Here is a 25,691-nt window from a genome sequence, read left to right as displayed (position 1 = left end):
GCGGCCGGACTATCGGTTTTCGCTTTTCGCCCCCGCCGCCTCGCCAGACCCCGCCTCAGACCACCTCAGACCCCGCACCACCTCAGGGGCCTCAATCTTCGCCATCTCGGCCGCCATCGCCTTGAGCCCGAAGCCCCTCCCATACCCCCGCCCGACGCCTCCGCCTCCAGCGTGCCCGGTGAGGGCATCGTGCATCTCCTCATGCAGCCCCGCATCGCGGGCCATCCGCTTGAAGGTGTGTCGAAACGAGTGGAAGACCTTGGTTGGGTCCGCGATGCCGACCGTCTTGCGCAGGAAGCGAGTGAACCACTTCGACCACGCCCCCGCCGGCTGCGCCTCCCGCTCGATGTTGAGGGCCGGCCAGAGGGAGGCTTCAGGCTTGGCTCCAGCCGCCACGAGGCCCGCCCGGTAGCGGAGTAGGCCGACATCCACGAGGGCAGGGTGCAGCGGGACCCGGCGCTGTGACGAGGCGGTCTTGATGCTCCGCCCGCCGGCCGTCCCGATGTCGAGGTACCAGACCCCTGATTCGGCATCCTCCGCCAGGTCCATCACCCGGAGCTGGGCAAGCTCGCCTTGGCGGGCACCCGAGAGCAGTGCCAGGAGCGGGAGCCAGAAGGCCGCCTCGCCGGCACCTCCGGTCGGCCGCTCGCCGGTTTGGAAGACCCTCGCACCGAAGATGCTTTTCAGGTCCGCTGCGCTGAAGGGTTGCCTCGGGTCCGCCTCGCGCCGGTCCGTGTCGAGCTTCACGCCCTTGCCGAAGGGGTTCCTGAAGCCCCCCGGCACCGCGTCCAGCTCACCGCCTGCCTCGGCGTGGCTGACGATGGCCGAGAGGATGTTGAGCGACTTGTTGATGGTGCCGGAGTGGACCGGGGGGAGGTGGGCCAAGTCCTTCTCCCTCTTCACCAGCTCGCGGAGAGGCGTCTGGCGCAGGCTGTCCGGGAGGCCGGTCGGAACCTTCGCCAGCGCAAGGGCAAACTCCCGGCCCATCGCACGGGTGATGTCGCCCAGACGGGCATCACCATGCCACTCCGTGAAGCGGCGGACCGCATAGACCGCCTCCAGGAGAGTCTTCGGGCTCGGCTTCCGGCTCCCTCGGGTTCCGCTCCCTGCCTTCCAGGCCTCGAATGCCTCGGACAGCTTCGGCCCCCTGTCGGCGCTCGGGGCAGGGGTGGCAACGATCTTCCCCCGCTGGCGCTCCAGCTTCAGCTCATAGGCCCGCACATGGGCTCGGAGGATCGCAAGGCCGGCCTCGTGGTACTCATCGGAGGAGGGGTCTAGCACCGCCCCGGTCCGCTGGAGTAGGGCCTTCAGGTCCGCATGGACGATGCTCGGGTCCTGCCGCGCCTGGGCATTCGCGAAGTCCGCCGCCAGCATCTCCAGCTCATCGCCGTAGACGTGGTGCATAGCCGCGTCCATCCCCCGGCCGGCGAGGTTGAGGGGCGCCAGATGGTCCCACTCCGCCCGCTCCGCCGCGGTCTGATGCTGCCGGCGCGAATCACCCGAGCTGCGGTGCGCCGCGTCCTCCTCCAGGAGCCCCGAGAGGAAGTCCGCTTCGATCTCCGCCACCGGGGGGAGGGCGGCACCTTGCCGCAAGCCTGGCTTGGCGTGACCCTCGAGCTTGGCCCGCTCGGCTTCCTCGAAGTCCGCTACGCAGCGGGAGAGGAGGCGGGCCTGGGCTCGCTTGGCGGTGACGGGGTCCTTGGTCTGGAGGCTCTGCTTCCAGTTCGCCTTCCCGGTCCACGGGGCAGGCATGAAGGGCCGCAGCTCGGCCGGGATCACCCGCCGGAAATAGTAGGTGCCGTGCCTGTCCCGCAGGAGGTAGTTCATCAAGCCCATGGCCCGTTTGCACCGCCAGTTTGTATGACCGGCGGCCCGCAAGGCACTGATTTTAGCAGAATTTCAGCCAGCACAAAGGCTTGGCGGGATGTGGCGTCCCCGGCAGGGCTCGAACCTGCGACCCCAGGTTTCATACCACTTCGGCTTTCGCCGCCGCCGCGAGGCGTTCGTGGTCTGGACTATCCCTTCACCGTAGGCCCCCCGAGAATCCTCGAAGAGCCCTTAGGTGCCGCCCGTCTAGTCTCTACACCTTCCCGACCTGGCGGCCGGGCTTGGCTCGGGATCGGCGTGACTCCGCGAACGGCTCGACGCTTTCCCCGACTTTGAGCGGATCCGCCGCGCGGTTTCCCGGCGCGACGCCCAATTCGGTTTAGGAAACCTGTGCTCTGTCCAGCTGAGCTACGGAGACCCACGGCGAGCCTCTTACCATCCCGACCGCTTTCCGCCAACCTCGCCGATGAGGCGGCGGGCAGGCATTCACCACGGGCTTTTCCACCATGAGAGGACGGATCGCGGCAAGTCTCGGCCTCGGCCTCGCGCTCCTCGCCGGGGCGGCGGCGGCGAGCCCGCGCGGGCGCGAGCCGCCGGCCTGCCGGGGCCGCATCGCCGCAGAGGACCGGATCGAGGCGGTGGCCGCGCGGGGCGAGTTCGTCCTCGCCTCCGGGCGGCGGGCGCGCCTCGACGGGGTGCGCTGGCCCGACGACCCGGCGGCGGCCGAGGCCGCGCGGGCCTGGCTCGCCGGGTTCGCGGGCCGGACGCTCGCCACCCGCGAGGCGCCGGAGCCCGACCGCTGGGGCCGAATCGTCCTGGACGCCGCCACACAGGGTGGGGAGCCGGCCGACCTCGCCGGCGGGCTGGTGGCGGCCGGGCTGGTCGCGGTCGATGCCGGGGAGGGCGACAGCCTGTGCCGACCCGGCCTGCTGGCGCTGGAGGACGCGGCCCGCCGCCGGGGGCAGGGGCTCTGGGCGGCGGCACCCCCGGTGCCGACCGAGGAGGTGGCGCGGCTCGCGACGATGGTGGGCCGATTCGCGGTCGTGGAGGGGAGGGTGCGCAACGTCGGCGAGCGCGAGCGCCGCACCTACCTCAACTTCGCCCCTTTCGGTGCGGAAGGTGTTACGGTCACGGTGTCGAAACGCACTTGGCGGATCATGCTCGAACGTGGTTTCTCTTCCCCGGCGCTTCGGGGGCGGCGCGTGCGGGCTCGCGGCATCGTCGAGCTGTGGCGCGGGCCGACTCTGGATATCGGCGCGGCCGAGATGATCGAGATGCTGGACGAGGAGCAGGCGCCGCGGCGCTGATCGCCATGGGGTGGTCTTTCACGCGAACACGGCCGGCCGGGGGCGCGGCCATCTTGTCAGCGGCAGCCATCGTGCCGGCGGCGGCGATCATGCCGGCGACGGTCTTGGCGCTGCTCGTCGCCGCCTGCACGTCGGACCAGACCGGCGCGCTGGCGCCGGTGGCGGCCGTCGTGCCGCCCGAGGCGCCGCGCACCACCGGGCGCGACCGGCCGGCCAACGACGCCGACCACGCCAAGCTCGTGGCCTCGTTCGGCGGCGAGTACAAGGCGCCGTCGGCGTTGCGCCTCGTCAGCGACGTCACCGACCGCCTGGTCAAGGCGACGGAGCGCCCGGACGAGACCTACGCGGTGACGCTGCTCGATTCGCCGGTGGTGAACGCCTTCGCGCTGCCGACCGGCCGGATCTACGTCACCCGCGGCCTGCTGGCGCTCGCCGACGACACCTCGGAGCTCGCCGCGGTGCTGGCGCACGAGATCGCCCACGTGACCCTGCGCCACGCCAGCGCCCGCACCGAGATGGCGCTCCGCTCCGAGCTCGTCAGCAAGGTCGTGGCCGACGTGCTCAACGATCCCGCGACCGGCGCCCTCTTGCAGGACCAGTCCCGCTTCGTGCTGGCCCGCTTCTCGCGCAGCCAGGAATTCGAGGCCGACCAGACCGGGGTGCGCACGTTGGCCCGCGCCGGCTACGACCCGTTCGGGGCCTCGCGCTTCCTCACCGCGCTCAACCGTACCACTGCGCTCCGCGCCGGGTCCGGGCTCAATTCCGAGCCCGACATGCTGGCGACCCATCCGAGCACGCCCGAGCGCATCACCCAGGTGACGCAGGCCGCGCGGCGCATCGGCGCCCCCGGCCTCGGCGTCGACGACCGCAACCGCTACCTCGCGGCGATCGACGGCATCGCCTACGGCGACAACCCGGCCGACGGGCTGATCCGCGGCCGCCGCTTCATCCATCCACGCCTCGGCGTCGCCTTCGAGGCGCCGGAGGGTTTCGGGCTCGACAACACCGCCCGCGCGGTGCTCGGCACCACCCCGGACGGCAAGAGCCGCCTCTTGTTCGACGCCGTCGAGACCAATGCCGGCCAGGGCCTCGAAGAGGTGCTGAAGGCGACCTGGAACGACGCGATCGAGACCGGGAGCTTCGAGAACCGGATGCTGAACGGCTTTCCGGCCGTGACGGCGGTGTCGAAGGGCAAGGAGTGGTTCTTCCGCCTCGCCGCGGTACGGGTCGGCTCCAACACCTTCCGGATGATCATGGCCGCCAAGGGCGCGACCGATCCGGAGCCCGCCTTCGGCCGCTGGCTCGCCAGCATCGCCCTGGTGACCCCGGAGGAGGCGCGCAGCCTCAAGCCCCTGCGCATCCAGGTCGTGACCGCCGCCGCCGGCGACACCGTCGAGAGCCTGGCCCAGCGCATGACGGCGGTCGACCGGCCGCTCGAGCGTTTCCAGGTCCTCAACGGGCTCGACAAGGGCGTGCCGGTGCGCGCCGGCCTGCCCTACAAGCTGGTGGTCGAGTAGGGCGCGGAAACGGGGCGATCCGTGCCGTTGCCCCGCTTCTCAACCCGGATCGACCGTGCTATCTGGGCAGCCGCCGCGGGTGTAGCTCAATGGTAGAGCAGCAGCCTTCCAAGCTGAATACGAGGGTTCGATTCCCTTCACCCGCTCCAGCTTTCCCCCCTTGCAGAGCAAGGGCGTGGATTGACGTCACGCTGGGCTCGCGTTCCCGGTGCACCTTAAACCCGCTGCGGGAAGTCGTCCGGCCTCTGGTCCTTCGGGGATTTATGCGTCCTGTCCTGGTGAAGACACCGTAGCGTCTTCCCGCCCGACACGACCCTTGGGCCCCGCCGGCAGCGCCGGGCGGGGCGTTTCGGGCCGGGCCTACGCGGCGATCCAGGCGAAGCGTTCGGCATCGTCCCAGGCGCAAGCGGCGCCGAGCGACGCCGCGAACACGCCCGACAGGCGCCTGCGCTCGGCCTCGACCACCGGACCGTCCACGGCAACGGGCCGGCAGCGGGCGGCAAGGCCCGGCACGACGAAGTCCGGATTGTGGAGCGCGTGATCGGAGGCTTCCGTGAAGAACGGACGGTCGCCCCAGTCGAGGTAGCTCTCAGCGGACAGGCCGTCGGCGAGCAGGATGTCGTGAGCATCGAGCTCGACGTGCCAGTAGGTGACCGAGGAGACCGCCTCGCGGGCGATGCTGGTGCCGTTGATCAGGCACATGATCGGCACGAGATGGCCGCCCGCGCCATCCGCATCCGCCCCGACGAGGACCGGATGGCCGGGGGAGAGGCGGAGATCCCGGGCGGGCAGCCCCGGCCCGAAGGCACCGGCGCGGATGCGGACCGGCTGCTGGTCGTGAGGCAGGGTCCGGCCGCGTCCATCGAGATGGCGATGCCCGATCCAGGTGACGGGTCGCAGGGCGCCGGAGACGGTGACGGCGAGGTCGCCGACCCATAGATCCTCCACCGCCACGTCGCCGCGCGCCGTGCTGATCCGGCTGCCTGTGACAAAGCATACGGCGACAGGGTTTGCTGCAATGTCTGCGGATTGCGCCTGTGTAAAGGTTGAGGTCGGTGGTGAAGTGCTGCCGTCGAAAATTATTCTTGTATATCTAGCATTATAAAAGACGCTATCTGATGGCGATTTTATGAATAAATTGAGATAACTATAATCTTCTGAAGGCTGCCCTTGGGTTAAATTAATATTATAGTATGTGGTTCTATCGATATTGAATTCCTTAAGGACAGTCCCGCTGGAAATTATTTTGCCGCCCGCTATGATATTTATATCATAAACTCGCATATTGCTGTAATCAATGATTAACGATCCGCTCGCTGGAATGGTACTTCCGTCGCTCTGGTTTATAAGCTGTGAGCTAAAAGAATAAGAATAAACGGTGGCCACGACGTTCTCCCCAGAGCACTCAATTTTCATATTATGTATTTTTCAGGTTGCAATCTGTCCCGCAACATCCAATTTAAGAGTTGCAAACAAACAACGAACCGTAGACCAAAAAGAGAACATCGCCTGGCCCCACGGATAGTTACTGCTTTCCATCCATCCGGCCATGGCGCATCCTAACAGATGACGAAGTGCAATTATCCTCCAGGGGAAGTCAGGCCGCCACGTCGCGTGATCGACAGCGGTAGGGCAGGGCGCCCGAATGGGGGGCTTGGCCGGAACGGACATCCGCTCCCACCCGATCAATCGACGGCTTAGCGGTTCATCATCGCACTCGAAACTCCTCCCCAGGGCATGGTGGATAGGTTCGCGACGAGGAATGAGGCGCAGCAGGATCAAAGGCTTAGCTGAGCCTTCCAAGCTGAATACGAGGGTTCGATTCCCTTCACCCGCTCCAGCTTTCCCCCCTTGCAGAGCAAGGGCGTGGATTGACGTCACGCTGGGCTCGCGTTCCCGGTGCACCTTAAACCCGCTGCGGGAAGTCGTCCGGCCTCTGGTCCTTCGGGGATTTATGCGTCCTGTCCTGGTGAAGACGCCGTAGCGTCCTCCCGCCCGACACGACCCTTGGGCCCCGCCGGCAGCGCCGGGCGGGGCGTTTCGGGCCGGACTACGCGGCGATCCAGGCGAAGCGCTCGGCCTCGTCCCAGGCGCAGGCCTCTCCGAGCGACGCGGCGAACACGCCCGACAGGCGCCTGCGCTCGGCCTCGACCACCGGACCGTCCACGGCAACGGGCCGGCAGCGGGCGGCAAGGCCCGGCACGACGAAGTCGGGATTGTGGAGCGCGTGATCGGAGCCTTCGGTGAAGAACGGGCGATCACCCCAGTCGAGATAGCTCTCGGCGGGCAGGCCCTCGGCGAACAGGATGTCGTGGGCGTCGAGTTCGATATGCCAGTAGGTGACCGAGGAGACCGGCTCGCGGACGATGGTGGTGCCGTTGATCAGGCACATGATCGGTACGAGGTGGCCGCCCGCGCCATCCGCATCCGCCCCGACGAGCACCGGGTGGCCGGGGGAAAGGGAGAGGTTCCGGGCGGGAAGACCCGGCCCGAAGGCACCGGCGCGGACGCGGATCGGTTGCTGGTCATGAGGCACGACGCGGCCCTGCGCGTCGAGACGGCGGTGCCCGATCCAGGTGACAGGCCGAAGGGCACCGGAGGCGGTCACAGCCCGATCGCCGACCCGCAGGTTCTCGACGGCGACGTCACCGCGCGCCGTGCGGATTTGCGTGCCGGTGCAGAAGCAGACAGGAGTCGTCGCTACGGGTACAGATGCAGCCCGCGCATCCGTGATTACGGGTGGCATAGCCACGCTCGATGTGTTGCTAGCGTAATAATTCATATTTAATAATGATGACGGCTCTCTAGTTTCCCAGCTAAAATTCAGATTATAGCTATTATAAATTGATGTAGCATATGAAAAACCCACATTATAAGCATTGGGTCCGCTTTCAAATATGCTTCGTGCCGTTGTAGGAGCAAATATTGCGTCTCTTATTCTGATATCTACATTGTATATTTGCATTGTGTCGTAATTTACATAATATGATCCGGCGATGGGTATCGATTTGCCGTCCAAGTTGGTCAGCGAGCTATTAAACGTATAGGAATAAACGCTTGCCACGACATCCTCCTCCGAAGCAGGAAATTCTAAATTATAAGTACCAAAAGTTGCAATTCGGCTCAGGTCATTAAACCAAAATGTCGCAAATATACAACAAAAATCAGGTCAGAAGTAGAACGTGACTCGGGCGCGCACGTCTTTCCACCTCCCGCCTATCCGTCGCAAGTTCCGGAACGATGGGGCGGAGCCCAGAGGCGGGGGCGGCGAGGGTACCGGCCCCGGTCCGGACGCTCTGCGAAACCGGACGGGATATCCGCCCCCGTGATCTCAGATCGGCATCTCGAACGCCACGCCCACCTGGTCGCGCCGGCGCCACACCACGCGGCAGCGGCGCATCACGAACTCGCCGGCAGCGCCGGGCGGGGCGTTTCGGGCCGGGACTACGCGGCGAGCCAGTCGAAGCGTTCGGCCTCGTCCCAGGCGCAAGCGGCGCCGAGCGACGCCGCGAACACGCCCGACAGGCGCCTGCGCTCGGCCTCGACCACCGGGCCGTCCACGGCCACCGGCCGGCAGCGGGCGGAAAGACCCGGCACGACGAAGTCGGGGTTGTGCAGGGCGTGGTCGGAGGCTTCCGTGAAGAACGGGCGGTCGCCCCAGTCGAGATAGCTCTCGGCGGGCAGGCCCTCGGCGAACAGGATGTCGTGGGCATCGAGTTCGATATGCCAGTAGGTGACCGACGAGACCGGCTCGCGGACGATGGTGGTGCCGTTGATCAAGCACATGATCGGCACGAGGTGGCCGCCCGCGCCATCCGCATCGCCCCCGACGAGCACCGGGTGGCCGGGGGAAAGGGAGAGGTTCCGGGCGGGAAGACCCGGCCCGAAGGCACCGGCGCGGACGCGGATCGGTTGCTGGTCATGGGGCACGACGCGGCCCTGCGCGTCAAGACGGCGGTGACCGATCCAGGTGACCGGCCGCAGGGCGCCGGAGGCGGTCACCGCCCGGTCGCCGACGCGCAGGTGCTCGACAGCAACGTCGCCACGATCCGTGCGGATGCTCGTGCCGCTCGTGAAGCAAACGGCAACCGTGGTGACGGGGGCATTCGTCGCCTCGGCGCTCGTACGTACCGGCAGGAAATAGCGATCGCTGCCATATATGTTCCTCAAATAACTAACATTAGAAAATGAAGATGTATCTACCGACTCATATTTAAAATATAACCCGGCCGAATCTTTTGAAATAGACGCATATTGATTACTTACAGTACCTGAAGAATACGATAAATTGACTCTATATGATGAAGTTCCATCGAAATTTTTGCCATATTCGACCGTTCCAGACGTAAATCTTATATCTCCAGACACGACGTTAATGTCGTACACCCGCATAGAATTATAATCTACACTGAAAGATCCAATAGCCGACACATAGGAAGGGCGAAAAACTCCCGATGTGTAATCAAATGAATAGGAATAATTGTCCGCCATTGCGCTCTCCGCGATGCTGCATACGAACAATACATATTATTGGCCGCAAGTCTATTCGTACACTCAGCGATAATGTTGCCAATATGCAACACTCCTCGACCGGGCTGGTCGTCCCTTCCCCCCGATACGGTTTTCGTGCGGCCCGGTCGGAAAACCACATCAGGCGACGATTCACGGGTCTCGAGGACGACCTGGGCGGCACCGGGGCTCGCCGACGGAGCTTGTGCTCGATCGCACCGATCCTGGTCGGACACACGGCGATGTCGGCTCCGGTGACCTCAGACCGGCATCTCGAACGCCACGCCGACCTGGTCGCGCCGGCGCCACACCACGCGGCAGCGGCGCATCACGAACTCGCCGGCAATCGCCAGCGTGATCGCATCCGGCACCACGGTTCCGGCAGGGACCGTGAGCAATGCGCCGACGACCGTAAGGTTCGATACCTGACAATCCACCGCGGGTGACGGTGAATCGAAGATGATCTCGCCGCGTGATGCCATCGGCTCGCCCCTCGATGCCGACAATAAGTTCATAGTCAGGTTCCGGACAGCCCCATAGAGCGATTATTGCTCAAGATGGCCGATCGTTCGCGTGTGAAATCGACCGGAGGCGATAGGCACGAGGGCTTAAGGCGAGTGGCTCCGGCGCTGCCGGTACGGCCTCCCGCCCGCCTTGGCGCGCCCCTTGGTGCACCCCTTGGCGCGAAGCTTGCTCCCGGGGCGAGCGTGACCGTTGGAAACCCTGCAATCCGCCTTGACCGAGCGATCGGACCGAGGCGAACCTGGCAGGAGAGCCGGCTCTTCAGGGGCCCGGGCACGGCTCACGACCACAGGCCCCGCAGGCAGGATACGCCATGGACCGCAGGACGTTTCTGAAAGGCTCGGCCGCCATCGGCGCCGCCGGCATGGCGCCCCAGTTCGCCGCCCCGGCGCTGGCGCAACCGGCCAAGGTTCTGCGGTTCGTGCCGCAGGCGAACCTGGCGAATTTCGATCCGATCTGGGGGACGCAATACGTCGTCCGCAACGCCGCCGCCCTCGTCTGGGACATGCTCTACGGCGTCGACGCGCAGCTGAAGCCCCAGCGCCAGATGGTCGAATCGGAGGAGGTCTCGGCCGACGGCCTGACCTGGACTTTCCGCCTGCGGCCCGGCCTCAAGTTCCACGACGGCGAGCCGGTCCTGTCGAAGGACGTGGTGGCGAGCCTGACCCGCTGGTCGGCCCGCGACCCGATGGGCATCATGATCCGGGCGATCCAGGCCGAGCTGGTCCCGGTCGACGACCGCACCTTCCGCTGGCAGCTCAAGAAACCGTTCCCGAAGCTCCTGCTGGCGCTCGGCAAGAACAACGCTCCTTGCGCCTTCATCATGCCGGAGCGGATCGCCAAGACCGATCCCTTCACCCAGATCACCGAGTATGTCGGCTCCGGTCCTATGAAGTTCGCCAAGGCCGAATGGGTGCCCGGCGCCCGCGCGGTCTTCGAGAAATTTTCGGACTACAAGCCGCGCGACGAGCCGTCCTCGTGGCTCGCCGGCGGCAAGCGCATGCTGCTCGACCGGGTCGAGTGGATCATCATGCCCGATCCGGCCACCGCCTCGGCGGCGCTGCAGAACGGCGAGGTCGATTGGTGGGAGAACCCGATTCCCGACCTCGTCCCCCTCCTGCGCAAGAACGCCAACATCAACGTCGACATCGCCGATCCGCTGGGCAATATCGGCGCGTTCCGGATGAACCACCTCCATCCGCCCTTCGACAACCCCAAGATCCGCCAGGCCGTGCTCATGGGCATGAACCAGGAGGATTACATGCGGTCGCTGATCGGCGACGACGACAAGCTGTGGAAGCCGCTGCCGGGCTTCTTCACCCCGGGCACGCCGCTCTACAGCGAAGCGGGTGGTCAAAAAATCGGCAAGGGCGACATCGCGGCGGCCAAGAAGCTGCTGGCGGAGGCCGGCTACAAGGGCGAGCCGGTGGTCTGCGTGGTGGCGCAGGACCAGTCGATCACCAAGAACATGGGCGACGTCACCGCCGACCTCCTCAAGCAGATGGGCATGAAGGTCGATTTCGTCGCCACCGACTGGGGCACGGTGGGCACGCGGCGCGCCTCGAAGGCGCCGCCGTCGCAGGGCGGCTGGAACATGTTCCACACCTGGCATGCCGGCGCCGACTGCATCAACCCGGCGGTCTATCCGGCGATCCGGGCCAATGGCGACAAGGCCTGGTTCGGCTGGCCCGACCTGCCGCCGGTCGAGGCCGGCATCACCGAGTGGTTCGATGCCGCCGATCCGGCCGCCGAGAAGGCGGCGATCGACAAGGTGAACGCGGCGGCGGTGGACGGCGTCGTCTACGTGCCGACCGGCTACTTCCTCGGCTACCAGGCCTGGCGCAAGACCGTGACCGGCGTGGGCAAGGGGCCGCTGCCCTTCACCTGGGGCGTGTCCAAGGCCTGAGGAACCCCCCGTGTTCGGCTTCCTCGTCAAGCGCGTCCTCGCCGTCATCCCGGTGATGGCGGTCGTCGGGCTGTTCGTCTTCAGCCTGCTGTTCCTCGCCCCCGGCGACCCGGTGGCGCTCATTGCCGGCGACCAGGCCTCGCCGGCCGATATCGAGCGCATCCGCGCCTCGCTCGGCCTCGACCGGCCGTTCCTGGTCCGCTTCGGCGAGTGGGCCTGGCGCATCCTGCACGGTGATCTCGGCACCTCGATCTTCACCAACCTGCCGGTCACCACCATGATCGGCCAACGGGTGCAGCCGACCGTGTCGCTGATGCTGGTGACGCTGATCTTCGCGGTGCTGGTCGCGGTGCCGCTCGGCGTCCTGGCGGCCTGGAAGGCGGGGCGGCTCGTCGATCGCCTCGTGATGGGCGGGGCGGTGCTCGGCTTCTCGGTGCCGGTCTTCGTCGTCGGCTACCTGCTGGCCTACGTGTTCGCCCTCGAACTCGGCTGGCTGCCGGCGCAGGGCTACACGCCGATCGAGCAGGGGATCGGCCCGTGGTTCGCGAGCCTGATCCTGCCGGCGCTGACGCTGGGCCTCGTCTACATCGCGCTGATCGCCCGGGTCACCCGGGCGACGATGCTCGACGTGCTCCAGCAGGATTACGTCCGCACGGCGCGGGCCAAGGGCGTGGCGCAAGGGCAGGTGCTGTTCGTCCACGCGCTGAAGAACGCCGCGGTGCCGATCGTCACGGTGATCGGCATCGGCATCGCGCTGCTCATCGGCGGCGCCGTCGTCACCGAGACGGTGTTCGCGATTCCCGGCCTCGGCCGGCTCACCGTCGATGCGATCCTGCGGCGCGACTATCCGGTGATCCAGGGCGTCGTGCTGCTGTTCAGCTTCACCTACGTGCTGGTGAACCTCGCGATCGACGTCCTCTACACCCTCATCGACCCGAGGATCCGCTATTGAGCGCCGCCCAACCCTTGCAGGGCGAAGCGCCCCCCGGCCTCGCGGTCGCCGCGCCGCTGCCCGATCTCTACCCGCCGCGCAAGGCCTATGGCCGGATCCGCCGGACCTGGCGCCGCCACCCGACCATCGTGATCGGCGGCGTGATCCTGCTCGTCGTCGCCCTGATGGCGATCCTGGCGCCGTATCTCGGCACCGTCGACCCGACGGCGATCGCGCCGTCGCGGCGCACGCGGGTGCCGTCCGCCCAATACTGGTTCGGCACCGACATGCTCGGGCGCGACCTCTATTCCCGGGTGATCTACGGCGCCCGGGTCTCGCTCCTCGTCGGCTTCGCGGTGGCGCTGTTCGCCTCGCTCGCCGGGCTCGTCGTCGGCCTCGTCTCCGGCATGGTGCGCTGGGCCGACGGGATCATCATGCGGGTCGTCGACGGGCTGATGTCGATCCCGCCGATCCTGCTGGCCATCGCGCTCATGGCGCTGACAAGAGGTTCGATCGGGAACGTGATCCTGGCGATCACCGTGGCGGAGATCCCGCGCGTGGCGCGGCTGGTGCGCGGCGTCGTGCTGTCGTTGCGCGAGCAGCCCTATGTCGAGGCGGCGGTGACCACCGGCACCCGGATGCCGATGATCATCTGGCGCCACATCCTGCCCAACACGCTGGCACCGATGACCGTGCAGGCGACCTATATCTGCGCCTCGGCCATGATCGCCGAATCGATCCTGTCGTTCATCGGCGCCGGCGTGCCGCCCGCGACCCCGTCCTGGGGCAACATCATGGCCGAGGGCCGGGCGCTCTGGCAGGTGAAGTTCACCATCATCCTGTTCCCGGCGATCTTCCTGTCGCTCACCGTGCTCGCCGTGAACCTCGTCGGCGACGGGTTGCGCGATGCCCTCGACCCGCGGATGGCGAAGGATGTGTGAGGGCCTGCCTGCTGCGGAGAGGCAGCCACCCGGACATCCTCGTCCTCCCACGCGCGACCTCATCCTGAGGTGCGACCGCAGGGAGCCTCGAAGGAGGGCTCCAGCGAGCACCGCGCTTTCTGGAGCCCTCCTTCGAGGCTGCTACGCAGCACCTCAGGATGAGGTCGCGGGTGAGATCGTCATATTGAACACCTCATGCTCATTCCGGAGACGACGCCCATGACGCTCCTCTCCGTCGAGAACCTCCAGGTCCATTTCCGCACGCCCGACGGGGTCAACCGCGCGGTCGACGGGGTCTCCTTCGCGATTCGAGCCGGCGAGACCCTGGCGATCGTCGGCGAATCCGGCTGCGGCAAGTCGGTGACCTCGATGTCGATCCTGCGGCTCCTGCCGGAACCGCCGGCGCGGCTCGCCGGCGCGATCCGGTTCGAGGGCCGCGACCTCCTCGACCTGCCCGAGCGCGAGATGCGCCGCATCCGCGGCAACGCCATCAGCGTGATCTTCCAGGAGCCGATGACCTCGCTCAACCCGGTGCTGACGGTCGGGCGCCAGATCGGCGAGACCCTGCGGCTGCATCAGGGCCTGTCGCGCAAGGAGGCGGAGGAGCGGGCGGTGGAGATGCTGACGCTGGTCGGCATCCCCGAGCCGCGCCGCCGCGTCCGGGAATACCCGCACCAGCTCTCCGGCGGCATGCGCCAGCGGGTGATGATCGCCATCGCGCTCGCCTGCTCGCCCAAACTGCTGATCGCCGACGAGCCGACCACGGCGCTGGACGTGACGATCCAGGCCCAGATCCTCGACCTGATGCGCGACCTCAAGCGCCGGGTCGGGGCCGCCATCATGCTGATCACCCACGATCTCGGCGTGGTGGCGGAGGTCGCCGACCGGGTGGTGGTGATGTATGCCGGCCGCAAGGTCGAGGAGGCCGCGGTCCGCGACCTCTTCCGCGCGCCCCGCCACCCCTACACGCGCGGCCTGATGGGCGCGGTCCCGCGCCTCGGCGCCGCCGAACGGCCGGGTGCGCCCCAGCGGCTGGCCGAGATTCCCGGCATGGTGCCGAGCCTGAAGACCCGGATCGAGGGCTGCGTCTTTGCCGGCCGCTGCCCCTCCGTCACCGATCTCTGCCGCAGCCACGCCCCGGCGCTCGAGCCGAAGGCCCACGACCACCTCGCCGCCTGCCACCATGCGCCGAAGGACGCGCTCGCCGCGTGAGCACCCCGCTCCTCGCCGTCAACGACCTGCGCAAGCACTTCCTCCTCGGCGGCGGCTTGCTGGGCCGCCAGGCCCGCAGCCTCAAGGCGGTGGATGGCGTCTCCTTCACCCTGGAGAAGGGCGAGACCCTGTCCCTCGTCGGCGAATCCGGCTGCGGCAAGTCCACGGTCGCCCGCAGCCTGATGCGGCTGTTCCCGCCGACCTCCGGCCAGGTGGTGCTTGCAGGGAAACGCATCGACGACCTGTCCGCCGGCGCGCTTCGCCCCCTGCGCCGGCGGATCCAGATGGTGTTCCAGGACCCGTTCTCCTCGCTCAATCCGCGGATGCGGGTGCGCGACATCCTGGCCGAGCCGATCCGCAATTTCGGTCTCGCCAGGAACCGCGCCGATCTCGATACGCGGCTCGCCGCCCTGATGGAGCGGGTCGGCCTGCCGCGGGAGGCGCTGACGCGGTTCCCGCACGAATTCTCCGGCGGCCAGCGCCAGCGCATCGGCATCGCCCGGGCGCTCGCCGCCGAGCCGGACCTGATCATCTGCGACGAGGCGGTCTCGGCCCTCGACGTCTCGGTCAAGGCGCAGATCGTCAACCTGCTGCAGGATTTGCAGAAGGAACTCGACCTGGCCTTGCTGTTCATCTCGCACGACCTCGCCATCGTCGAGCACATGACGCATCGGGTCGCGGTGATGTATCTCGGCAAGATCGTCGAGATCGGCCCGCGCCGCGAGATCTTCCTGGCGCCGAAACACCCCTACACCCAGGCCCTGCTCTCCGCCGTGCCGGTGCCCGAGCCCGATGCCGGGCGCACCCGCATCGTCCTGCGCGGCGACGTGCCGAGCCCGATCGACCCGCCGAGCGGCTGCCGCTTCCACACCCGCTGCCCCCACGCCTTCGACCGCTGCCGCACCGAGGAGCCGCGGCTCGATCCGGTCGGCGGCCATCATTTCGCCGCCTGCCACCTCGACCGCGCCGGCCTGCCGGCGCAGGCCGCGTGACGGGCCTGCCCTGGAGCACGTCACGATCGCATCGCGATCGCGACGTGCTCCAGATTTTTGGTTTAGCCGCATTTTCTGCGACGAACCGGCATCCACTTCGTCGGAAAATGCTCTTGTGATCATCGCCAGAGGTAGAGCCGTGCAGCACGAGCTGATCCTGCGGGGCGCCCGCATCATCGATCCCTCGCAGAACCACGATGCGGTCGCCGACGTCGCCTTCGCCAACGGCCTCGTCTCGGGCTTCGGCCGCGGCCTGCCGGCGGGGGAGGGGACGGAGGTCCGGGAGATGAACGGGGCGATCGTCACCCCGGGCCTCATCGACCTGCATACCCACGTCTATTGGGGCGGCACCTCGCTCGGCATCGATGCCGACGCGTTCTGCCGGCTGTCGGGCGTCACCACCTCGGTCGATACCGGCAGCGCCGGGCCCGGCAACTTTCCGGGCTTCCGCAAGCACGTCATCGAGCGCGCGGAAGCCCGCATCCTCGCCTACCTGCACGTCTCGTTCGCGGGCATCTACGGTTTCTCCAAGACCATCATGGTCGGCGAGAGCCAGGACATGCGCCTGATGGCGCCCCGCGAGGCCGTGGCGGTGGCCGAGGCCAACCGCGACGTGATCATCGGCATCAAGGTCCGGGTCGGCGCCCATGCCTCGGGCGAGCAGGGGATCGCACCCCTCGAGATCGCCCTCCAGGTCGCCGAGGAAACGGGGCTGCCGCTGATGGCCCATATCGACGAGCCGCCGCCGAGCTACGAGGCGGTGCTGGACATGCTCCGCCCCGGCGACGTGCTCACCCACGCCTTCCGGCCGTTCCCGAACTCACCCGTGACCGCGCAAGGCGCGGTGAAGCCGGCGGTGCGCCAGGCGCGCGAGCGCGGCATCCTGTTCGATATCGGCCATGGCAAGGGCTCCTTCGCCTTCAAGACCGCCCGCGCCATGCTGGCCGGCGGCTTCCAGCCGGACACGATCTCGTCGGACGTCCACGCCCTGTGCATCGACGGCCCGGCCTTCGACCAGGTCACCACGATGTCGAAGATGCTCTGCCTCGGCATGAGCCTGAACGAGGTGATCGCCGCCTCGACGGTGAATGCCGCGGTAGCGCTGAAGCGCATGGAATATGGCACCCTGAAGGTCGGAGCGCTCGGCGACGCGACGGTGCTCGCCGTGCGCGAGGGCGAATTCGACTACGTCGACGTGCTGGGCGAGCACATGAAAGGGGACCGGCGCATCACCTCGGAGTGCGTGGTCCTGCGCGGGCGGTGGTGGCATCCGGTGTGATGCCAACGGCCGCGAGACGACGGTCTTCGGCGGCACCGGACCAGCGACCCGGCACATGACTCAGTGCCAGGTCGCTTTGGCCTCGCCCACGGCCATGTCGATGATGGGCAAGACGATGGGCTGGCTGCCGTCGCTGCATTCGACCACGACCTCGCCTTCCACCCACGGCACTCTCTGATCGGCGACGCTGAGGAGCGCCTGCGCGATCTGGCGCGCCTTCGCTACCGCAGCGTCTCTGTCAGGCAGCTCCAGCCAATTCCCCGGGTCGAGAAGACTCTCGAAGATGCTCAGCCTGAAACGGTAGCGTGGCATAAGTTGGAATTGTTTCAACAATCGACAGGCATGCCGCATGCCCCAGCGATGGCGACTGAGCAACAAACGCGCGATCGGGGATACCCCTGATTCCCTTTGCGGGACGCACCGGATATTTTTTGGGACGCATTGCGCAGATACTGAATCGCAGCGGGCGACCGCGATCGACTGCGCCATGAGCAATCCTGTCGCGACCGAGGCCTCGCGATGCGGGATGGCCTCAAGCCTGGACCAGCACAGCTGACAAGGTTTGATGTCGGAATGACGCCGGTTTGCGTTAAGTCGTGCGGGCGCAACAGGTGAGGAGCACGAGTGCCGCGAATAGCATGCCGCCGGTGCTCTGCATCTCAGCGATAGCGCCGGTCACGACCATTAGAGCACTTCACGATCGCACTGCAATCGCGAAGCTCTCTAGGTCTTTGTTTTTGCCGCATTTTCTGCGACGAACCGGCATCCACTTCGTCGAAAAATGCTCTAGGACAGCCAGCCGTACCGCATGGGGGATAACTACAGCGACTAATCTAAGCCTAACGTTAAAGGCATGACCATCGCATCTAAACAACCAAAGGATTTTTTCAAACTGCCAGAAATCTGGCGGAGAGAGAGGGATTCGAACCCTCGATACGGTTGCCCGTATACACGCGTTCCAGGCGTGCGCCTTCAACCACTCGGCCACCTCTCCGGGCCAGACCTGCGCGGCGCCGGGGCGTCCGTGCGGGTCGGTGCCGTGCTCTAGCGGGGCGCGGGCCGCGGCGCAAGCGGCAGATCGCCGATGGGACGAATTCTCGTCGATGCGACGGCCTCGGGGCTGCAACCGGCGCAGGGTATCGGCCGTTTCGATCAACGGCCGGTGCGTGGGCGCCGGCCGGCCGGGAGCGGCCGCCCGACAACACGACGACGGCCTGTCCGACCGCGCCGCTTTCCGGGCGGGCGTCCCGGACGGGCCCGACCGGCAAGGACAGGCGACGTGAGCAACGACACCGTGAAGGCCGAGAACGCTGCCGAGGACGAGACCAGGCACGAGCGCCCCGTCATCCTGGTGGTGGAGGACGAGGCGCTGACGATCATGGATCTCAGCGACGTGCTGGATGCGGCCGGGTTCGAGGCGCTGCAATCGGCCTCCGCCGAGCGGGCGCTCTCCCTGCTCGAGCTGCGCCGGGACATCGTCGCGCTGATCACCGATGTCGAATTGTCCGGCAGGACCGACGGGTTCGAGCTCGCCCGCGCGGCGGCGCAGATGCGGCCCGATTTGCCGATCGTCGTCGTGTCCGGGCGCAGCAAGCCCGATCCCGACCGGATGCCCGCCCATGCCCGCTTCGTCGCCCGTCCCTGCCGCGGCGACGACATCCTGGACGAACTCAGGATCTTGCTGAAAGCCTAGGGTTGGGCGGAAGCCCCGGCGGCTCCGGCTCGGCCAGCCACACCTCCACGGGCGCGCAGGCCGGCCCGAAATCGAGGATCAGGTTGCGCAGCCGGCGCGCCGGGCTGCCCGGCGCCTCCGGCATCTCGACGGAATCGCCCACCGCCCGCAGGACACCCTCGATCCTGCGACCGCCCAGGGTCAGGCTGACGGGCGTTCCGGTGCAGGTGTCCACGGCTGGGCCTCCTCTCGCTGTCAACCGGGTAACGCGGTGCGGCGAGGGGTGGTCCATGCGGAACGGGATCAAGGTTACGGCCCGGTCACCGACGTGCACGACAGGCGGGCCTGCACCTCGCGGTTGAATACCCGGAGGGAGTGCCCCTGCGCGGGCGTCAGACGCTCCCGCCCTTGAGGGCGCGCAGGCGCAGGGCCCCCGTCTCGGCCGGGCTGCGGGCCGGGGAGAGGCGGCGCTCGATGGCCTCGAACTGGCGGCTCTGCGCGATCAGGAGCCGGCGCAGGGCCGCGATGCTGGCGTGCAGGTCCCGGGCGTCGCCGAGCGGATCCGGGGCCAGATGAGCTGTCAGAGGCTGAGTCGGCATGGCCGGCATCAAGGACCGACATGCTTAACCATTGGTAAACAAGCCCCGCCGCGCGGGGCGCGGCGGGGCCGGTCTCGAGGGTGCGGACCCTCGACCCGATCAGCTGCCGGCGCGGTCGCGCAGGGCCGGGATGAACAGGTCCTGCCAGGTCGCCGGCTTGGTCTTCATGATGCCGGCCCGGTTCATGAAGGTCACGAACTCCATGATGCCGTGCGGCGTCGCCGAGAACCGGCTGTCCGGGTCGTCGAGGATCTGGGCGACGTCCTGGGGCGACACCTTCACCTTGGAGGCGCGGGCGAAGATCTCGGCGGTTTCGGCCTTGTTGGCCTTGATGAAGTCGCAAGACTCGTCGAGGGCGGCCAGGAAGGCCTGGGTCATCTTCGGGTTCGCCTCGGTGAAGCGCTTGAGCGCGAACACCACGTCGAGGGTGATGTCGCCGAAGACCTGCGAGGCCTTGAGGATCGTGCGGATCTTCGGGTCGGCGCGCTCGACGCCGGTGAAGGGCGGCGAGGCGAAATGGGCGACGATCTCGGTCTTGCCGGACAGAAGCGCCGCGACCGCCTCCGGATGCGGCAGGCCGACGGTGCTCGAATCGAGCTTGGCGTAGTTCTCCGGCCCGAACTGCTTGGCCACCGCCATCTGCAGCACCACCGCGGCCAGCGAGGTCTTGATGCCCGGAATCGCGATCTTGTCCTTCGGGGTGAAGTCGGCGAGCGACTTGATCTCGGGCTTGTTGACGTTGAGGTCGAGCGCCGTCGTCGACATGCCTGAGATGCCGATCACCTCGGTCTTGGGGCTGCCGCGGCCCTTCGACCACAGGGCGAGGAAGCCCGGCGCCCCGGTGCCGGCGATGTCGAGCGCGCCGGAGATCATCGCGTCGTTGATGACGTTGCCGCCGTCCAGCGTGAGCCAGCTCACCTTGACGTCGCCGAGGCCCGCCCTGGCGGCCTGGGCCTCCAGGAACTTCTTCTCCTGCATCACGAAGAGCGGCAGGTAGAGGACGCCGTAGCCCTTCGAGATGCGGACCTCCGACACCTCGGCGCGGGCAGGGACCAGCCCGAGGGAGAAAGCGAGGGCCGCGCCGGCCGCGAGGCCGAGGAGCTTGCGTGCGAACATGGGGGATCCTCCCGTTTTCGTCGTTCATGCCCCCGGGACCGTGCGCGATCCAGGGGGTGTGGGGTCGTTTTTTTAGTGCTGCATGCCCCAGCGGCGGATCGTCTTCTTCTCGATGTTGGCGAAGATCACGTTCTCGACGAAGAGGCCGATCATGATGACGGTGAACAGGCCGGCAAAGACGTTGGTGGTCTCGAGCGCATTGCGGTTCTCGAAGATGTACCAGCCGAGCCCGCCCGAGCCCGAGGACACGCCGAAGACCAGTTCCGCGGCGATCAGCGTGCGCCAGGCGAAGGCCCAGCCGACCTTGAGGCCGGTGAGGATCGAGGGGAAGGCCGCCGGGATCAGGATCGCCCGCACCAGGCTCAGGTTGCGCAGGCCGTAGTTCAGCCCGACCATCTTGAGGGTGTTCGAGACCGAGCGGAAGCCCGCATGGGTGTTGAGCGCGATCGCCCACAGCACCGAGTGGACGAGGACGAACACCACGCTGCCCTGGCCGAGGCCGAACCAGATCAGCGCCAGCGGCAGGAGCGCGATGGCCGGCAGGGGATTGAACATCGCGGTCAGCGTCTCGAGCAGGTCGGTGCCGATCCGCGAGCCGATGGCGAGCGTGGTCAGCAGGGCCGCGAGCCCGATGCCGATGCCGTAGCCGATGGCCAGCGTCTGGAGCGAGATCAGCGCCTTGGCGGGGATCTCGCCGCTCAGGACCGAGGAGACGAAGGCCTCGACGGTCGCCGAGAAGGTCGGGAACAGGAGCGGGTTGTCGAGCCAGCGGCCATAGATTTCCCAGACCACCGCGAGGGCGGCGAGCACGACGGCCTTGCGCAGCCAGCTCTGGCGATAGGCGAGCTCGGCGAAGGACAGGCGCTGCTCGACGCTGATCGCACCGGCGGCGGAGGTCTCGCGGACGATCTCGGGCCGCGGGGCCAGAGATGTCGAGAGGGGGGCGAGGGTGGCGGTCACGGCGTATCTCCCGGAATGTCTCGTTGTCAGGCGAACAGCATGTCGTTGATGCGGGTCTCCAGGGCGCCCTGCGCGGCGGTGCCCAGTTCCGAGGCCGGCAGGCTGTTGAGCTCCGCCTTGACCTGGCCCGGATGGGGCGAGAGCAGCAGGATGCGGGTGCCGACCTTGATCGCCTCCTCGATCGAGTGGGTGACGAAAAGCACCGTGAAGCGGGTGTCCTCCCACAGGCGCAACAGCTCGTCCTGCATCTTGCGGCGGGTGAGGGCGTCGAGGGCCGCGAAGGGCTCGTCCATCAGCAGGATGTCGGGCTCCATCGCCATGCCGCGGGCGATCGCCACGCGCTGCTTCATGCCGCCCGACAGCATGTGGGGGAAGGAATCGGCGAACTTCGCGAGGCCCACCTTCTCGATGTACGACATCGCCCGGTCATCGGCTTCCGCGCCGGTCGCGCGGCCGCTCGCGGTGAGCGCGAAGGCGACGTTCTGCCTGACGGTCTTCCAGGGCAGGAGCTGGTCGAACTCCTGAAACACCATCATCCGGTCGGGGCCGGGCTCGGTGACCTTGCGGCCCTTGAGCTTGATCTCGCCCTCGACCGGAGTCATGTAGCCGCCGATCGCCTTGAGCAGGGTCGACTTGCCGCAACCCGACGGCCCGAGCAGGATGTAGCGGTCGCCCGGCATCACCTCGAAATCGACCCGGTAGGTCGCGGTGACCAGATGATCGGTCGTCTTGTACTGGAGCGTGACACCCTGGACCTGGAGCAGCGGCTCAGGGATGATGGTCGGGCGTGCGTTCATGGCGTGTCCTCCCCGTTTCGTCGTCTGCGGACCGAAGCTCTTGTCCTTGATGGTGATTCTTTCCTTGAAGGTGCTTGGCCCGGCGTTGGGGGTTGGGTAGCCTTCGAACCTGTCGCCGACCTGACAGATAATGCCGGGTGATGATCGAAGAGGAATTTTCGTGCGTATCCTGCTCGTCGAGGACACGCGGGACGTGGGCGAGGCCATCGCCGCGCGGCTGCGCGGGCTCGGCCACGCGGTCGATTGGGAAACCGACGGGGCGGCCGGCGATGCGCTGCTCGCCGTCCAGGCCTACGACCTCGTGGTCCTCGACGTAAACCTGCCGGGGCTCGACGGCTTCGCGATCCTCAAGCGCCTGCGGGCGCGCCGGGGTCCGGTGCCGGTCCTGGTGCTCACTGCCCGATCGGAGGTCGACGACCGGGTCGGTGCGCTCGATCTCGGAGCCGACGACTACCTGGTGAAGCCGTTCGACTTCCGCGAACTGGAGGCCAGGGTGCGGGCGCTGCTACGCCGCAACAGCGGGCATGCCGACAACGCGCTGACGCTGGGCAACCTGCGCCTCGACCGGGAGGCGCGCAACGCCAGCGTGGCGGGCGAGACCCTGGACCTGACGCGCCGGGAATGGACCCTGATCGAGATCCTGGCGGCGCGGCCGGGGCGCATCTTCGCCAAGGGGGAGCTCCTGGAGCGGGTCTTCGCCTTCGAGGAGGAATCGAGCGAGAACGCCGTCGAGCAGATCGTGGCGCGCCTGCGCCGCAAGCTCACCGCCGCCGGGGCGCAGGCCGAGATCCGCACGCTTCGGGGGCTTGGGTATCAGGTGGTGTGCCAGGAGTGATGTCGACGACGATGGAGCCGCCGATGTCGCCCTCCCATCAGCGACCTCATCCTGAGGTGTTGGCGATCGCAGATCGACTGACCTCGAAGGAGGGCTCCAGAAGTCTCCGAGTTCACTGGAGCCCTCCTTCGAGGCTCGCTTCGCTCGCACCTCAGGATGAGGCCGGGGGTGGGACGAGACGTAGACTATCGGATCCTCGACCGTGATCCCCCGCACCGTCTCGCTGTTCTCCCGCCTCGTCACGGTGCTGGCCCTGGTCCTCGCCATGGGCGCCGGCCTGCTGCTCGTCGCCGCCTGGGCCTCGGCGCGGCTCGCCGCGGACGAGGCCTATGACCGGCTCCTCGTCGGTGCGGCGCTCCAGATCGCGGAATCGATCGCCAGCGACGGGCGGACGATCTCGGTCGATCCGCCGTTCTCGGCCTTCGAGACGCTGGCGCTCAGCCCCCGCGACCGGATCTTCTACAAGGTCGTCGATCCTGGCGACCGGCTGCTCACCGGCGATGCCGATCTCGCCATCCCGGTCGATCGCCAGCATCTCGGCGCCGGCCCGATCCTCCTCGACGGGGAGCATCGCGGCCAGGCGGTGCGGGCGGTGGTGGCGGGGCGCTACGTGCCGGACGCGACGCAGGCGGGCTTCGCCGCCGTGGTGGTGGCCCAGACCCGCGAGGCGCGCAGCCAGCTCACCCGCGCGCTCACCGTCAAGGCGAGCCTGATGGTGCTGGCGATGAGCGCGCTGGCGCTCGGCGCCGTCGCGGTGGCGGTGCGCGCCGCCTTGCGGCCGCTCGGCGCCATCGAGGGCGTGCTGGCGGCCCGCGGGCCCAACGACCTCCAGCCGCTCGGGCTCGCCGCGCCGCAGGAAATCCACCTGCTCGTCGCCTCGATCGACCATTTCATGGGGCGCCTCTCGGGCCACGTCGCAGTGATGAAGCGGTTCATTGCGGACGCCGCGCACCAGATCCGCACGCCGCTGACCGCGCTCGCCGCCCAGCTCGACCTCCTGTCGAGCGAGACCGACGAGGGGCGCCGGCGCGAGCAGCTCGCCCGCATCCGCCGGCGCACCGCCGAGCTGGGGCATCTGACCAACCAGCTCCTGAACCACGCGATGGTGATCCACCGCGCCCGCACGGCCGCCTTCGATCCGGTCGACGTGGCGGGGCTCGCCCGCCGTACCCTGATCGACGCGGTGCAGCAGGCCGGCGACCGGGCGGTCGATGTCGGCCGGACAATCGATTTCGGCTATGAGGGGCCGGAGGACGCCGTGACGATTCCCGCCGACGCCATCGCGCTGCGCGAGGCCCTGTCGAACCTGATCCACAACGCCCTCAAGCACGGCGCGAGGAGCCGGCTCACGGTGCGGGTCGGGCGCGAGCGCGGCCGGGTGGTGCTGGCGGTGGAGGATGACGGGCCGGGCATTCCGGCGAGCGACTGGACCCGGGTGCGCCAGCCGTTCCAGGCCGCCACCGGCGGCACGGTCGGGTCCGGCCTCGGCCTGTCGATCGCCGCCGAGGTGGCGGCGGCCCATGGCGGCGAGATGCGCTTCGAGGCGCATTCAGACAAGGGGTTCTGCGTGATCCTGTCTCTGCCGGACGGGGAGGGGCGGGCATGATCCGCCTCGCCCTCGCCCTCGTTATCGGCCTCTCGGGCCCGGCCGCCGCCGAGGAGATGACCCGCTTCCCGGCGAGCGAGCACGAGCGCACGACGCTGACGATCCGGTCCGCCGCCGACCTCGACGCGATGGCGCCGCTGATCCGCGACTACCAATTGCTCTATCCCGACGTGACCGTCGTCTACCACGAATACATCACGGCGGACCTGTTCGGCGAGGTGGCGGCGGCCTGCGCCGCCGGGCGGGGCGCGTCCGACTACGCGGCCGACGTGGTGATCTCCTCCTCGGTCGACCACCTGATCAAGCTCGCCAACGATGGCTGCGCCCGATCCCACCGCTCGATCGAGACCGGCCGCCAGCCCGATTGGGCCGCCTGGCGCGACGAGGTGTTCGGCTTCACCACCGAGCCGGCGGTGATCGCCTACCGGCCGGATCTGGTGCCGCGCGAGGACCTGCCGCACAGCCGGGTCGAGCTCGTCGACCTCCTGCGGCGCAAGCCCGAGGCGTATGCCGGGCGGATCGGCTCCTACGACATCACATTGTCGGGCATCGGCTACCTGTTCGCGGTCTACGACGCCCGCGCGGCGGCCACCTATGGCCGCCTCGTCGAGGCGTTCGGGCGAGCGAACCTCCAGGTGCGCTGCTGCACCGGCGACCTGATCGCCGATCTCCAGGCGGGGCGCATCGTCATCGGCTACAACCTCCTCGGCTCCTACGTCTACGGGGCGATCCGGCGCGGCGCCCGCCTCGGCCTGGTGGTGCCGCGGGACTACACCCTGGTCCTCAGCCGCGCCGTCCTGGTGCCGGTCACCGCCCGGGCGGTAGGGGACGCCTTCGCCTTCGTCGATTACCTCCTGTCCGAGCGCGGCCAGCGGGTCTCGCACGAGCAGGCCTTCTTCTTCCACCGCACAGGTCCGCTGCCGGAGGGCGTCGACGGCCCGCCGAGCCTCGCCGCCGCCGGCGCCTTCCGGCCGATCACCGTCGGCCCGGTGCTGCTCGCGGTGCAGGACCGGGCCAAGCGTGCCCGCTTCCTCGCCGAATGGCGCCAGTCGATCGGCGCGGAGGCGCCCAGGGGGGAGAGGCGGGGGGAGGAGCCGTGAGGGTCCCCGACGGGGCTCCCGCTCCCCGTCATGCGATTTTTGCTTTATCTATTCAAGAAAGAC

At 67.8% G+C, this 25,691-nt stretch carries 23 protein-coding genes and 2 tRNA genes; 13 read left to right on the top strand and 12 right to left on the bottom strand.

Annotated elements, in window-relative coordinates; translation table 11 throughout:
- Nucleotides 1-9: 9 nt before the first annotated feature.
- Nucleotides 10-1,827: a DUF6538 domain-containing protein gene (locus tag AC3AOF_RS25040; RefSeq protein WP_488346796.1), complete on the bottom strand. Its 1,818-nt coding sequence runs from the start codon at nt 1,825-1,827 to the stop codon at nt 10-12.
- A 506-nt stretch (nt 1,828-2,333) separates the two neighbouring features.
- Between AC3AOF_RS25040 and AC3AOF_RS25035 the strand changes: the two genes are divergently transcribed.
- The 3 genes from AC3AOF_RS25035 to AC3AOF_RS25025 all read left to right on the top strand — a co-directional run bounded on the left by AC3AOF_RS25035 (nt 2,334) and on the right by AC3AOF_RS25025 (nt 4,800).
- Entirely contained in the window at nt 2,334-3,134 is an 801-nt protein-coding gene (locus AC3AOF_RS25035; RefSeq protein ID WP_488346795.1) for a DNA-binding protein, read from the top strand.
- Between the two features lie 89 nt (nt 3,135-3,223).
- Nucleotides 3,224-4,651, top strand: a complete 1,428-nt coding sequence (locus AC3AOF_RS25030) for a M48 family metalloprotease (RefSeq protein WP_488349050.1) — start codon at nt 3,224-3,226, stop codon at nt 4,649-4,651.
- A 75-nt stretch (nt 4,652-4,726) separates the two neighbouring features.
- A tRNA-Gly gene (locus tag AC3AOF_RS25025) sits at nt 4,727-4,800 on the top strand.
- Nucleotides 4,801-5,011: 211 nt separating this feature from the next.
- Here the strand turns inward: AC3AOF_RS25025 and AC3AOF_RS25020 are convergent.
- From AC3AOF_RS25020 to AC3AOF_RS25005, 4 genes are all read right to left on the bottom strand, one after another.
- A complete protein-coding gene (locus tag AC3AOF_RS25020) occupies nt 5,012-5,599 on the bottom strand; it encodes a Hint domain-containing protein (RefSeq protein ID WP_488346794.1) in 588 nt (195 codons plus the stop codon).
- 1,102 nt (nt 5,600-6,701) lie between these two features.
- Nucleotides 6,702-7,397: a Hint domain-containing protein gene (locus AC3AOF_RS25015; protein WP_488346793.1), complete on the bottom strand. Its 696-nt coding sequence runs from the start codon at nt 7,395-7,397 to the stop codon at nt 6,702-6,704.
- A gap of 698 nt (nt 7,398-8,095) precedes the next feature.
- On the bottom strand, nt 8,096-8,821 hold the full coding sequence (locus AC3AOF_RS25010; protein WP_236988308.1) for a Hint domain-containing protein: 726 nt from the start codon (nt 8,819-8,821) through the stop codon (nt 8,096-8,098).
- Nucleotides 8,822-9,420: 599 nt separating this feature from the next.
- Complete coding sequence (locus AC3AOF_RS25005) at nt 9,421-9,642, bottom strand: PilZ domain-containing protein (protein WP_236988309.1); 222 nt, start codon at nt 9,640-9,642, stop codon at nt 9,421-9,423.
- Nucleotides 9,643-9,995: 353 nt separating this feature from the next.
- On the opposite strand from AC3AOF_RS25005, the gene AC3AOF_RS25000 reads away from it, so the two are divergent.
- The 6 genes from AC3AOF_RS25000 to AC3AOF_RS24975 all read left to right on the top strand — a co-directional run bounded on the left by AC3AOF_RS25000 (nt 9,996) and on the right by AC3AOF_RS24975 (nt 16,943).
- Nucleotides 9,996-11,588 carry an ABC transporter substrate-binding protein gene (locus AC3AOF_RS25000; protein WP_488346792.1) on the top strand — a complete coding sequence of 531 codons (1,593 nt, stop codon included), beginning with the start codon at nt 9,996-9,998 and terminating at the stop codon, nt 11,586-11,588.
- Between the two features lie 55 nt (nt 11,589-11,643).
- The gene (locus AC3AOF_RS24995) at nt 11,644-12,540 is read left to right on the top strand and encodes an ABC transporter permease (protein WP_488349049.1); all 897 of its coding nucleotides are present in this window, start codon (nt 11,644-11,646) and stop codon (nt 12,538-12,540) included.
- Nucleotides 12,537-13,460, top strand: coding sequence for an ABC transporter permease (locus tag AC3AOF_RS24990; protein ID WP_488346791.1), 924 nt, complete (start codon nt 12,537-12,539; stop codon nt 13,458-13,460). The genes AC3AOF_RS24995 and AC3AOF_RS24990 overlap by 4 nt, the downstream gene beginning before the upstream one ends.
- 219 nt (nt 13,461-13,679) lie before the next feature.
- Nucleotides 13,680-14,672 carry an ABC transporter ATP-binding protein gene (locus AC3AOF_RS24985; protein ID WP_488346790.1) on the top strand — a complete coding sequence of 331 codons (993 nt, stop codon included), beginning with the start codon at nt 13,680-13,682 and terminating at the stop codon, nt 14,670-14,672.
- A complete protein-coding gene (locus AC3AOF_RS24980; protein ID WP_236988313.1) occupies nt 14,669-15,664 on the top strand; it encodes an ABC transporter ATP-binding protein in 996 nt (331 codons plus the stop codon). Before AC3AOF_RS24985 ends, AC3AOF_RS24980 begins: the two co-directional genes overlap by 4 nt.
- A 139-nt stretch (nt 15,665-15,803) precedes the next feature.
- The gene (locus tag AC3AOF_RS24975; RefSeq protein WP_488346789.1) at nt 15,804-16,943 is read left to right on the top strand and encodes an amidohydrolase/deacetylase family metallohydrolase; all 1,140 of its coding nucleotides are present in this window, start codon (nt 15,804-15,806) and stop codon (nt 16,941-16,943) included.
- Nucleotides 16,944-17,003: 60 nt separating this feature from the next.
- Here the strand turns inward: AC3AOF_RS24975 and AC3AOF_RS24970 are convergent, their stop codons facing one another.
- Both AC3AOF_RS24970 and AC3AOF_RS24965 read right to left on the bottom strand, forming a co-directional pair.
- Nucleotides 17,004-17,432 carry a hypothetical protein gene (locus AC3AOF_RS24970; RefSeq protein ID WP_488346788.1) on the bottom strand — a complete coding sequence of 143 codons (429 nt, stop codon included), beginning with the start codon at nt 17,430-17,432 and terminating at the stop codon, nt 17,004-17,006.
- A gap of 415 nt (nt 17,433-17,847) precedes the next feature.
- Nucleotides 17,848-17,937: transfer RNA gene (locus AC3AOF_RS24965), tRNA-Ser, on the bottom strand.
- A 285-nt stretch (nt 17,938-18,222) separates the two neighbouring features.
- On the opposite strand from AC3AOF_RS24965, the gene AC3AOF_RS24960 reads away from it, so the two are divergent.
- Nucleotides 18,223-18,636: a response regulator gene (locus tag AC3AOF_RS24960; RefSeq protein ID WP_236988316.1), complete on the top strand. Its 414-nt coding sequence runs from the start codon at nt 18,223-18,225 to the stop codon at nt 18,634-18,636.
- On the opposite strand, the gene AC3AOF_RS24955 is transcribed toward AC3AOF_RS24960, so the two are convergent.
- The 5 genes from AC3AOF_RS24955 to AC3AOF_RS24935 all read right to left on the bottom strand — a co-directional run bounded on the left by AC3AOF_RS24955 (nt 18,614) and on the right by AC3AOF_RS24935 (nt 22,087).
- On the bottom strand, nt 18,614-18,850 hold the full coding sequence (locus AC3AOF_RS24955) for a hypothetical protein (RefSeq protein ID WP_236988317.1): 237 nt from the start codon (nt 18,848-18,850) through the stop codon (nt 18,614-18,616). The two genes, AC3AOF_RS24960 and AC3AOF_RS24955, sit on opposite strands and share 23 nt — an antisense overlap.
- A gap of 157 nt (nt 18,851-19,007) precedes the next feature.
- Nucleotides 19,008-19,214, bottom strand: a complete 207-nt coding sequence (locus AC3AOF_RS24950; protein ID WP_236988318.1) for a hypothetical protein — start codon at nt 19,212-19,214, stop codon at nt 19,008-19,010.
- A gap of 99 nt (nt 19,215-19,313) precedes the next feature.
- Nucleotides 19,314-20,330, bottom strand: coding sequence for an ABC transporter substrate-binding protein (locus AC3AOF_RS24945; RefSeq protein WP_236988319.1), 1,017 nt, complete (start codon nt 20,328-20,330; stop codon nt 19,314-19,316).
- A gap of 72 nt (nt 20,331-20,402) precedes the next feature.
- Nucleotides 20,403-21,257 carry an ABC transporter permease gene (locus AC3AOF_RS24940; RefSeq protein WP_442919343.1) on the bottom strand — a complete coding sequence of 285 codons (855 nt, stop codon included), beginning with the start codon at nt 21,255-21,257 and terminating at the stop codon, nt 20,403-20,405.
- A gap of 59 nt (nt 21,258-21,316) precedes the next feature.
- On the bottom strand, nt 21,317-22,087 hold the full coding sequence (locus AC3AOF_RS24935) for an ABC transporter ATP-binding protein (RefSeq protein ID WP_109960103.1): 771 nt from the start codon (nt 22,085-22,087) through the stop codon (nt 21,317-21,319).
- Between the two features lie 160 nt (nt 22,088-22,247).
- Between AC3AOF_RS24935 and AC3AOF_RS24930 the strand changes: the two genes are divergently transcribed.
- The 3 genes from AC3AOF_RS24930 to AC3AOF_RS24920 all read left to right on the top strand — a co-directional run bounded on the left by AC3AOF_RS24930 (nt 22,248) and on the right by AC3AOF_RS24920 (nt 25,628).
- The gene (locus AC3AOF_RS24930; RefSeq protein ID WP_236988321.1) at nt 22,248-22,922 is read left to right on the top strand and encodes a response regulator transcription factor; all 675 of its coding nucleotides are present in this window, start codon (nt 22,248-22,250) and stop codon (nt 22,920-22,922) included.
- A gap of 202 nt (nt 22,923-23,124) precedes the next feature.
- Nucleotides 23,125-24,528, top strand: coding sequence for a sensor histidine kinase (locus AC3AOF_RS24925; RefSeq protein WP_488346787.1), 1,404 nt, complete (start codon nt 23,125-23,127; stop codon nt 24,526-24,528).
- The gene (locus tag AC3AOF_RS24920) at nt 24,525-25,628 is read left to right on the top strand and encodes an ABC transporter substrate-binding protein (protein WP_488346786.1); all 1,104 of its coding nucleotides are present in this window, start codon (nt 24,525-24,527) and stop codon (nt 25,626-25,628) included. Before AC3AOF_RS24925 ends, AC3AOF_RS24920 begins: the two co-directional genes overlap by 4 nt.
- Nucleotides 25,629-25,691 lie beyond the last annotated feature (63 nt).

This window comes from Methylobacterium sp. 142-1Y, assembly GCF_057747795.1.
Note: the sequence above shows the minus strand (reverse complement) of the source record. Positions and strands in the feature narration are given on the sequence as shown.

What these genes read in the sequence shown, in the direction of transcription:
- AC3AOF_RS24920 (WP_488346786.1), top strand. Translation starts at nt 24,525, where the DNA reads ATGATCCGCCTCGCCCTCGCCCTCGTTATCGGCCTCTCGGGCCCGGCC.
- AC3AOF_RS25000 (WP_488346792.1), top strand. Translation starts at nt 9,996, where the DNA reads ATGGACCGCAGGACGTTTCTGAAAGGCTCGGCCGCCATCGGCGCCGCC.
- AC3AOF_RS24950 (WP_236988318.1), bottom strand. Translation starts at nt 19,214, where the DNA reads ATGCCGACTCAGCCTCTGACAGCTCATCTGGCCCCGGATCCGCTCGGC.
- AC3AOF_RS25040 (WP_488346796.1), bottom strand. Translation starts at nt 1,827, where the DNA reads ATGAACTACCTCCTGCGGGACAGGCACGGCACCTACTATTTCCGGCGG.
- AC3AOF_RS25005 (WP_236988309.1), bottom strand. Translation starts at nt 9,642, where the DNA reads ATGGCATCACGCGGCGAGATCATCTTCGATTCACCGTCACCCGCGGTG.
- AC3AOF_RS25015 (WP_488346793.1), bottom strand. Translation starts at nt 7,397, where the DNA reads ATGCCACCCGTAATCACGGATGCGCGGGCTGCATCTGTACCCGTAGCG.
- AC3AOF_RS24945 (WP_236988319.1), bottom strand. Translation starts at nt 20,330, where the DNA reads ATGTTCGCACGCAAGCTCCTCGGCCTCGCGGCCGGCGCGGCCCTCGCT.
- AC3AOF_RS25030 (WP_488349050.1), top strand. Translation starts at nt 3,224, where the DNA reads ATGCCGGCGACGGTCTTGGCGCTGCTCGTCGCCGCCTGCACGTCGGAC.
- AC3AOF_RS24985 (WP_488346790.1), top strand. Translation starts at nt 13,680, where the DNA reads ATGACGCTCCTCTCCGTCGAGAACCTCCAGGTCCATTTCCGCACGCCC.
- AC3AOF_RS24970 (WP_488346788.1), bottom strand. Translation starts at nt 17,432, where the DNA reads ATGGCGCAGTCGATCGCGGTCGCCCGCTGCGATTCAGTATCTGCGCAA.
- AC3AOF_RS24995 (WP_488349049.1), top strand. Translation starts at nt 11,644, where the DNA reads ATGGCGGTCGTCGGGCTGTTCGTCTTCAGCCTGCTGTTCCTCGCCCCC.
- AC3AOF_RS25035 (WP_488346795.1), top strand. Translation starts at nt 2,334, where the DNA reads ATGAGAGGACGGATCGCGGCAAGTCTCGGCCTCGGCCTCGCGCTCCTC.
- AC3AOF_RS24935 (WP_109960103.1), bottom strand. Translation starts at nt 22,087, where the DNA reads ATGAACGCACGCCCGACCATCATCCCTGAGCCGCTGCTCCAGGTCCAG.